General features: G+C 68.6%; 6 protein-coding genes and 2 pseudogenes. 7 read left to right on the top strand and 1 reads right to left on the bottom strand.

Annotated features, from left to right (window positions below; translation table 11 throughout):
* The first annotated feature begins 1 nt into the window (after position 1).
* From carA to SYNGFB01_RS04320, 7 genes and pseudogenes are all read left to right on the top strand, one after another.
* A pseudogene (carA, locus tag SYNGFB01_RS04350) lies at positions 2 to 1,108 on the top strand (glutamine-hydrolyzing carbamoyl-phosphate synthase small subunit).
* A gap of 116 nt (positions 1,109 to 1,224) precedes the next feature.
* Entirely contained in the window at positions 1,225 to 1,569 is a 345-nt protein-coding gene (locus SYNGFB01_RS04345) for an STAS domain-containing protein (protein ID WP_048017083.1), read from the top strand.
* Between the two features lie 22 nt (positions 1,570 to 1,591).
* Complete coding sequence (locus SYNGFB01_RS04340; RefSeq protein WP_048017087.1) at positions 1,592 to 1,993, top strand: ribonuclease III domain-containing protein; 402 nt, start codon at positions 1,592 to 1,594, stop codon at positions 1,991 to 1,993.
* Positions 1,990 to 3,306 (top strand): 23S rRNA (guanosine(2251)-2'-O)-methyltransferase RlmB, encoded by a 1,317-nt coding sequence (gene rlmB / locus SYNGFB01_RS13025; RefSeq protein WP_072061556.1) that lies wholly within the window; start codon positions 1,990 to 1,992, stop codon positions 3,304 to 3,306. The genes SYNGFB01_RS04340 and rlmB overlap by 4 nt, the downstream gene beginning before the upstream one ends.
* A gap of 17 nt (positions 3,307 to 3,323) precedes the next feature.
* Complete coding sequence (locus tag SYNGFB01_RS04330) at positions 3,324 to 3,563, top strand: DUF1816 domain-containing protein (protein WP_048017082.1); 240 nt, start codon at positions 3,324 to 3,326, stop codon at positions 3,561 to 3,563.
* Positions 3,564 to 3,602: 39 nt separating this feature from the next.
* A complete protein-coding gene (gatA, locus tag SYNGFB01_RS04325) occupies positions 3,603 to 5,075 on the top strand; it encodes an Asp-tRNA(Asn)/Glu-tRNA(Gln) amidotransferase subunit GatA (RefSeq protein ID WP_048017081.1) in 1,473 nt (490 codons plus the stop codon).
* Between the two features lie 50 nt (positions 5,076 to 5,125).
* Positions 5,126 to 8,646: pseudogene (locus SYNGFB01_RS04320) on the top strand (DNA polymerase III subunit alpha).
* On the opposite strand, the gene SYNGFB01_RS04315 reads toward SYNGFB01_RS04320, so the two are convergent.
* Positions 8,626 to 9,027 carry a PAM68 family protein gene (locus SYNGFB01_RS04315; RefSeq protein ID WP_082325865.1) on the bottom strand — a complete coding sequence of 134 codons (402 nt, stop codon included), beginning with the start codon at positions 9,025 to 9,027 and terminating at the stop codon, positions 8,626 to 8,628. The pseudogene SYNGFB01_RS04320 and the gene SYNGFB01_RS04315 overlap by 21 nt on opposite strands.
* Positions 9,028 to 9,030 lie beyond the last annotated feature (3 nt).

Here is a 9,030-nt window from a genome sequence, read left to right as displayed (position 1 = left end):
GCTGGCCGACGGCACCGTGCTGCGCGGTCTCTCCTTCGGGCGACCGGCACCGTGTGGGTGAGGTTGTGTTCAACACCGGCATGACCGGCTACCAGGAAGTGATGACCGACCCCAGCTACGCCGGGCAGCTGGTCACCTTCACCTACCCGGAGCTGGGCAACACCGGCGTGAACCATCACGACCAGGAAGCGGAGCGGCCCCATGTGCGCGGTGTGATCGCCCGGCAGCTCTCACCCCGTGCCAGCAGCTGGCGTGCGGAGGCGGACCTGGAGACCTGGCTGCGGCAGCACCACGTGGTGGGCATCCGCGGCATCGACACCCGCTCGCTGGTGCGCCACCTGCGGGAGGGCGGTGCCATCAACGGCGCCATCAGCAGCGATGGCTCCGACCCCGCCCAGGTGCTCGAGCAGGTGCGCGCCGCTCCCTCGATGGAGGGGCTCAACCTGGCTTCCACGGTGACCACGACGGAGCCCTACACCTGGCGGCAGCCTGCGGGGAAGCCTTCGATGCCCGCCTGCAGGCCCGCCCGGACCGGCCCTACCGGGTGGTGGCGATCGATTTCGGCATCAAGCGCGCCATCCTCGAGCGCCTTGTCGCCCACGGCTGTGAGGTCACGGTGCTGCCCGCCGATGCCAGCCTCGAGCAGGTGCTCAGCCACAGGCCGGAGGGGGTGTTCCTCTCCAACGGCCCCGGCGACCCTGCGGCGGTGACCACCGGCATCGCCCTGGCGGAGGACCTGCTGCAGCAACCCGATCTGCCGGTGTTCGGCATCTGTCTGGGCCACCAGATTCTCGGTCTGGCACTCGGAGGGCGCAGCTTCAAGCTCGGCTACGGACATCGCGGTCTCAACCACCCCTGCGGCAGTCCCGGGGAGGTGGAGATCACCAGCCAGAACCATGNCTTCGCCATCGCTGCCGATTCCCTCCCCGCCGACCGGGTGGAGGTGACCCATCTGAACCTCAACGACCGCACGGTGGCGGCCCTGGCGATGCGGCACCAACCCGTGTTCGGCGTGCAGTACCACCCCGAGGCCAGCCCCGGCCCCNACGATGCCGATCACCATTTCGCCCGCTTCGTGGCGCTGATGGCCGAGCGGCGTCTGGCCTGAGCTGCNGAGCCCCCGCCTGTGCCACTTCTGTTGCGAGTGATCCAGATCCTGCTCTGCTCCCTACACTGCCCGCCTGAGGTGATCCGGGAGCGGGAGCCATTACCGAACTGCAGCGCCTGACGGTATCCCTGCGGGGGGGCTTCGAGCAGCAGCCCAACTGTCAGTTGTTCCATTTCACGGGCCAGCTCGACGCCTATTCCGACAAGCAGTTCGGAGAGTTCGTCGCCAGCCATCGCTCCCCGGCGCTGCCGCTGGTCGTCGACCTCACCCACATCGACTTTCTCGATTCCTCCGGTCTGGGCGCCCTGGTGCAACTGGCCAAGCTCTGCAACGCCGACAACCAGCGGTTCGTGGTGGTGGGCAATGCCCGCGTCGTGCAGACCGTGAAGCTGGTGCGCCTGGAGGAGTTTCTGCACCTGCAGCCCGACCTGCAGACGGCCCTTGGCAGCATCGCGGCCTGAGCAGGGCCGCAGCACCGCCTGGCTGGCGGCCCTGCGGGCCGATCCCCCCGCCGCCGAGCTGGGGCCCTTGCAGCTCGCCTGGCTGGGTGATGCGGTGTGGGAGCTGCATCAGCGCCGCCGCCACTGCCGGGCCCCGGCCCGCTCCCAGGATCTGCACCGTCAGGTGGTCGGCAGCGTTCGCGCCGAGGCTCAGGCCCGGGCTCTGCAGCACCTCGAGCCGCGGCTTCAGGCTGCCGAACTCGCCCTGGTGCGGCGTGGCCGCAACCGGGCCGGACGGGGGCCGCGCCACGGCGATCCCGCCCTCTACGGCCTGGCCACCGGCTTCGAGGCCCTGCTCGGCTGGCTCTTTCTGCACGATCCCCCCCGGCTGGTCGAACTGCTAGATCACTTGGAGCAACACGATCCGTCCGCGGTCCCGCCATGAGCCCTCGATTCGAACGCCGTCCGGAGAAGCGGACGGGCACTGGGGGGCGCGGCCGTCGCTTCGGCGGCGACGGCGAGAGGCCGGCCGAGCAGGACCGCCGCGCCCGTGCCGCCGGGCCGTACCGGGTGAGGCCGCGACGGTCCGAGGAGGAGCGTTCCCTCGGCGGCGGCCGGGGCGCTGCCCGTGGCGGTGCCAGGTCCGATTCGCCCCGCCGCACCGGCGACTCCCGCCGCGACTGGGGTGAGCGGCCGCGCGGCGAAAGGGGCCGCGCTCGCACCCCGGAGCGGCGCTCGCCGATGCCGCGCTTCGTGCGGCCGCGACCCCGCTCCATCGATGCGGCGCCGATCGATCGCGATCGGCCGGCGCCATTGGCTGAGGGCGAGCGCGATTTCGCCGAGCGCCACGGCGAGGATCAGCCCACCGATCTGATCTGGGGCCGCCATGCCGCGGCCGCCGCTCTGGAGAGCGGCCGGCCCATCCATCGCATCTGGTGCACCACCGAGCTGCGCTTCAGGCCCCCGTTCCTGCAGGCTCTGCGGGAGGCCAAGGCCGCCGGCGTGCTGGTGGAGGAGGTCACCTGGGCCCGGCTGGGGCAGATCACGGCGGGAGCCGTTCACCAGGGCATCGTGCTGCAGCCGGCCGCCGCCGACACCCTCGATCTCGCCAGCCTGATCGAGGGCTGCCGGGAGCTCGGCGAACCACCGCTGCTGATGGCCCTCGACGGCATCACCGATCCCCACAACCTCGGCGCCATCGCCCGCAGCGCCGAGGCCCTCGGGGCCCATGGCCTGGTGCTGCCGCAGCGCCGCAGTGCCGGTCTCACGGGATCGGTGGCGAAGGTCGCTGCCGGTGCCCTCGAACATCTGCCCGTGGCCCGGGTGGTCAACCTCAACCGCGCGCTCGACAGCCTGCGGCAGGAGGGATACCGGGTGGTGGGCCTCGCGGCCGAAGGCAGTGTCAACCTGCCCGAGGCCGATCTCGAGGGCCCCCTGGTGATCGTCACCGGTTCGGAGGGTGACGGCCTCTCGATGCTCACCCGGCGCCACTGCGACACCCTCGTGCGCATCCCCCTGCGCGGCGCCACGCCAAGCCTGAACGCCTCGGTGGCCACGGCGATGGTGCTCTACGAAGTGGCCCGCCGGGGCTGGATGAAGGACCTGCGCGGTGGTCAGCCCGCTCCGCGCCTGCAGCGCCCGCGGCTGGCGACCGCCGCCGGCGGTCCCTCCGGCGCCGCCGCTGCCGACGACCTCGCTTCCGCACACTTCGCCGACGGGGAGCCTGATCCAGGCCCCGAAGCGGGCACAATGGGCTGACTCCAGGTCCCTCTCCGATGAATCCGCTGTCGTGGCTGGCCCGCAGTGCTGCCAACGGGCTGGGTCTGGCCTGGTGGGCCCGGGTCGAGACGCGATCGCCGGACTGCGTCTACTGGTTCGGTCCGTTCACCCGTCGTGGCAGCCTCGAGGCCGAGCTGCCCGCTTTCCTGGCCGATCTCCAGAGCGAGTCCCCCGGCGCGCTCGAGCATCAGGTGCTGCGCACCCGCCGCGGCGAACCCCTCACCGAACCCGGCTGAACCGGCTGATAGCGTCCAGACCAGCTGGCAACCAGGTGGATGGGGATCGCCGAATGGCGTGAGCAACTGAGGCGCGGCGAGGTGTCGGCCCGTGAGCTCACCGACCAGCATCTGGCCCGCATCGCTGCGGTCGAACCCTCGCTGCACGCCTTCCTGGAAGTCACCGCCGAGCGCGCCCGCGTCGATGCCGACCGCATCGACGCCGCCCGGGCCGCCGGCGAGGACCTCCCCCCCCTGGCCGGCATCCCGCTGTCGATCAAGGACAACCTCTGCACCCGGGGGATCCGCACCACCTGCTCCAGCCGCATGCTGGAGACCTTCGTGCCCCCCTACGAATCCACGGTCACCGAGCGCCTCTGGAATGCCGGTGCCGTGCTGCTGGGCAAGACCAATCTCGACGAGTTCGCCATGGGCAGCTCCACCGAGACATCGGCCTTCGGCCCCAGCCGCAATCCCTGGGATCCCGAGCGCGTGCCGGGGGGGAGCTCCGGCGGCAGCGCCGCCGCCGTGGCCGCCGGCGAGTGCATCGCCTCGCTCGGATCCGACACCGGCGGATCGATCCGCCAGCCAGCCAGCTTCTGCGGCGTGGTGGGTCTCAAGCCCACCTATGGACGGGTCAGCCGCTGGGGCCTGGTGGCCTTCGCCAGCTCACTCGATCAGGTGGGCCCGTTCAGCAGCTCGGTGGCCGATGCGGCCGAGATCCTCCAGGTGATCGCCGGAGCCGACCGCCGCGATGCCACCTGCCTCACGGCCCGGGTTCCCGACTACCGAGCCGCCCTGCAGCAGCCGGTGGCCGGCCTGCGGGTGGGGCTGGTGAAGGAGTGCTTCGAGGCCGAAGGTCTCGACTCGGAGGTCCGGGCCTCCGCCCTGGCCGCCGCCGACCAGCTGCAGGCTCTCGGTTGCGAGCTCGTCGAGCTGAGCTGCCCCCGCTTCAACGACGGCATCGCCACGTACTACGTGATCGCACCGTCGGAGGCCTCGGCCAACCTGGCCCGCTATGACGGCGTGAAGTATGGCTATCGAGCCACCTGCGACGATCCGGCAGCCGCCAGCCTGGCGGAGATGACCGCTCGCAGCCGTGCCGAAGGCTTCGGCGACGAGGTGCAGCGCCGCATCCTGATCGGCACCTACGCCCTCTCGGCCGGGTATGTGGACGCCTACTACAAGAAGGCCCAGCAGGTCCGCACCCTGATCCGCCGCGACTTCGAGCGCGCCTTCGCCAGCGTGGATGTGTTGCTCACCCCCACCTCCCCCACCACGGCGTTTCGCTTCGGCGCCCATGCCGACGATCCCCTGGCGATGTACCTGGCCGACCTGCTCACGATTCCGGCCAACATGGCCGGCCTGCCGGCGATCAGCGTGCCCTGCGGCTTCGATCGCAGCGGGTTGCCGATCGGCGTTCAGCTGATCAGCGGAGTGCTGCAGGAGGAGCGGCTGCTGCAGGTGGCCCACCACTATGAGCAGGCGGCCCGGGTGATGGAGCGGAGGCCGGCGGCACCGCTGGTGGCCTGACACCAGATCTGGCGGTAGCCCCTAGGCTGGTCTCGTCTCTGCCGCTACCTGTGGCTTTCGTCCCGCTCCACAACCACAGCGACTACAGCCTCCTCGACGGCGCCAGCCAGCTGCCGGCGATGGTGGAGCGCGCCGTGGAGCTGGGCATGCCGGCCCTGGCCCTCACCGACCACGGCGTCATGTACGGCGCCATCGAACTCCTCAAGCTCTGCACGAAGGCCGGCATCAAGCCGATCATCGGCAATGAGATGTACGTCATCAACGGCTCGCTTGATGACCCCAATCCGCCGAAGAAGGAGCGCCGCTACCACCTGGTGGTGCTGGCCAGGAACGCGGTGGGCTACCGCAACCTGGTCAAGCTCACCAGCATCAGCCACCTGCGCGGCATGCGCGGTCGTGGCATCTTCGCCCGGGCCTGCATCGACAAGGCCACCCTGAAGGCGCACAGCGAAGGCCTGATCGTGGCCACCGCCTGCCTGGGAGGCGAGATCCCCCAGGCGATCCTGCGTGGCCGCCCGGAGGTCGCCCGCGAAGTGGCCCGCTGGTACCAGAGCGTTTTCGGCGACGACTTCTACCTCGAGATCCAGGACCACGGCGGCATCGAAGACCGCATCGTCAACACCGAGATCGCCCGCATCGGCGAGGAGCTCGGCATCGAGCTGATCGCCACCAACGATGCCCACTATCTGAGCGTGGGCGATGTGGAGGCCCATGACGCCCTGCTCTGCGTGCTCACCGGCAAGCTGATCACTGATGAGAAGAGGCTTCGCTACACCGGCACCGAGTACATCAAGAGCGAAGCGGAGATGCTGCAGCTGTTCCGCGATCACCTGCCTGATGCGGTGATCCAGCGGCTGTGGCCAACACCGTCCGGGTGGCCGAGAAGGTCGACGACTACGACATCCTCGGCCGCTACCAGATGCCACGCTTCCCGATCCCCGAGGGCCAAACGCCGGTGAGTTACCTGCGGGAGGTGAGCGAGCAGGGGCTGCGGTCTCGCCTGGGGCTGGCCGATGACGAGGCTTGTGATGCCACCTATGGCGAGCGGCTCAGCTTCGAGCTGCAGGTGATGGAACAGATGGGCTTTCCCACCTATTTCCTGGTGGTGTGGGACTACATCCGCTTCGCCCGCGAGAGCGGCATTCCGGTGGGGCCGGGTCGAGGCTCCGCGGCGGGTTCCCTGGTGGCNTATGCCCTTGGGATCACCAACATCGATCCGGTCACGAACGGGTTGCTGTTCGAACGCTTCCTCAACCCGGAACGCAAGTCGATGCCGGACATCGACACCGACTTCTGCATTGAGCGCCGCGGCGAGGTGATCGACTACGTGACCCGTCGCTATGGCGAGGACAAGGTCGCCCAGATCATCACCTTCAACCGCATGACCTCGAAAGCCGTGCTCAAGGACGTGGCGCGGGTGCTTGACATTCCCTATGGCGATGCCGACCGGCTCGCCAAGCTGATCCCGGTGGTGCGCGGCAAGCCAGCCAAGCTCAAGGAGATGATCGGTACGGACTCACCGGCGCCGGAGTTCCGCCAGAAGTATGAGCAGGACCCCCAGGTCAGGCACTGGGTGGACCTGGCGATGCGGATTGAGGGCACCAACAAGACGTTCGGCGTGCATGCCGCCGGTGTTGTGATCGCCGCTGATCCACTCGATGAGGTGGTGCCCTTGCAGCGCAACAACGACGGCCAGGTGATCACCCAATACTTCATGGAAGACGTGGAGTCGATGGGGCTCCTGAAGATGGATTTCCTCGGTCTCAAGAACCTCACCATGATCGACAAGACCGTCGACCTGGTGGCTCAGAGCTCGGGCGAGACCGTCGATCCGGATCGCCTGCCTGCCGATGATCCAGCCACCTACGGCCTGCTCGCCCGTGGCGATCTGGAGGGCATCTTTCAGCTGGAGTCGAGCGGCATGCGTCAGATCGTGCGCGATCTCAAGCCGTCGTCGCTGGAGGACATCTCCTCAATCCTTGCCCTCTATCGCCCCGGTCCGCTCGATGCGGGGCTGATCCCCAAGTTCATCAACCGCAAGCACGGCCGCGAGCCGATCGATTTCGCCCACGAAAAGCTGCAGCCGATCCTGCGTGAAACCTACGGGATCATGGTGTATCAGGAGCAGATCATGCGCATCGCCCAGGATCTGGCCGGCTACTCCCTCGGTGAGGCCGATCTGCTGCGGCGCGCGATGGGCAAGAAGAAAAAGAGCGAGATGGAGAAGCACCAGAGCGTCTTCGTGAAGGGAGCCACCGAGCGGGGCGTTGACCCGAGGATCGCCGAGGGTCTGTTCGAGCAGATGGTGCTGTTCGCCGAATACTGCTTCAACAAGAGCCATTCCACCGCCTATGGCGCGGTGACCTACCAGACCGCCTACCTCAAGGCCCACTATCCGGTGGCCTACATGGCGGCCCTGCTCACGGTGAATGCCGGCGACTCGGCCAAGGTGCAGCGCTACATCGCCAACTGCAATGCCATGGGCATCGAGGTGATGCCGCCAGATGTCAATGCTTCCGGGATCGACTTCACGCCTGTGGGTGACCGCATCCTGTTCGGCCTCTCGGCCGTCCGCAATCTGGGCGAGGGGGCGATCCGTCTGCTGATCGAGTCGCGCCGCAGCGACGGACCCTTCGCCTCGCTGGCCGATCTCTGCGACCGGATCCCCGGTCAGCAGCTCAACCGCCGTGCCCTTGAGGCGCTGATCCATTCCGGCGCCCTCGATGCCCTCGAACCGCGGGCCAACAGGGCTCAGCTGATGGCCGATCTGGATCTGGTGCTCGACTGGGCCAGCTCCCGCGCGCGCGACCGGCTCAGCGGCCAGGGCAACCTGCTCGATCTGCTCGGCGCCAGCGCTGCCGCAGCGGGCGAGCCTGCGATCAGCATCGCCCCGAAGGCCGCCCCGGTGAGCGACTATCCCCCCACCGAGAGACTCCGGCTGGAGAAGGAGTTGGTGGGTTTCTACCTGTCGGATCACCCGCTCAAGCAGCTGTCGCCGAAGCTGAAGCTCCTCTCGCCACTGGCGCTCGGCAACCTCGAGGAGCTCGCCGACAAGGCCCGGGTGAGTGCGGTGGTGATGGTGCCCGAACTGCGCAGCGTTACCACCCGCAAGGGTGATCGGATGGCGGTGCTGCAGCTGGAGGATCTCACCGGCAGCTGCGAAGCGGTGGTGTTTCCGAAGGCCTATGCACGCCTGGCCGATCACCTGATCGTGGATGCGCGCCTTCTGGTGTGGGCTTCCGTCGACCGGCGCGACGACCGTGTGCAGCTCATCGTTGACGATTGCCGTTCGATCGACGACCTGCAGTTGCTGATGATCGAGCTGCCGGCGGAGCAGGCTGCCGACATCGCCATTCAGCATCGCCTGCGCGAATGTCTGCACCGCCACCGTCCCCCCCAGGATGAGGCCGGCAACCGGGTGCCCGTGGTGGCACTCGTGAAGCAGGATGACCAGACCCGCTTCGTGCGCCTGGGCAGTCAGTTCTGCATCGACAACCCGGAAGCGGCGATCGCCACCCTCAGGTCAGCCGACTTCAGCGCCCGGGTCAGTTCACCGCTGCTGGCCGCCTGAACCGCTCCGCATCGAGCGCACCGACTGTCTGAGGCGGCCGAGGTTGACCCCCAGCTGCTCGGTGCCGAACAGGCTGCCCGGCTGTTCTTCCCAGCTGGCCGAGAGCACCCCGTAGCTCAGACCGATCACCCCGAGCAGGAAGCAGGCGCCCGAAGCGGCCAGGGTGGCGCCGGGCGGCACATCGAGGATCTCACGGCTTACCAGCAGGTAGCTGCCGATGAACACGCCCATGCCCAGCAGGGTGGGCACGCCGGTGGCCACCGCGATACGGCGAGCCATCCGGTTGGCCACCGCGTCGGGAATGGCCTGGCTGGCCTGGGGCTGGGGCCGGTTCGGCTTGCTGCTGCGACCCTTGCCCGGGCTGATTCCCTTGCCGGCCATGAG

The sequence above is a fragment of the Synechococcus sp. GFB01 genome, assembly GCF_001039265.1.
GTDB lineage: Bacteria > Cyanobacteriota > Cyanobacteriia > PCC-6307 > Cyanobiaceae > NIES-981.
The sequence above is the reverse complement of the archived record's forward strand: the minus strand, read 5'-3'. Positions and strand labels throughout refer to the sequence as shown.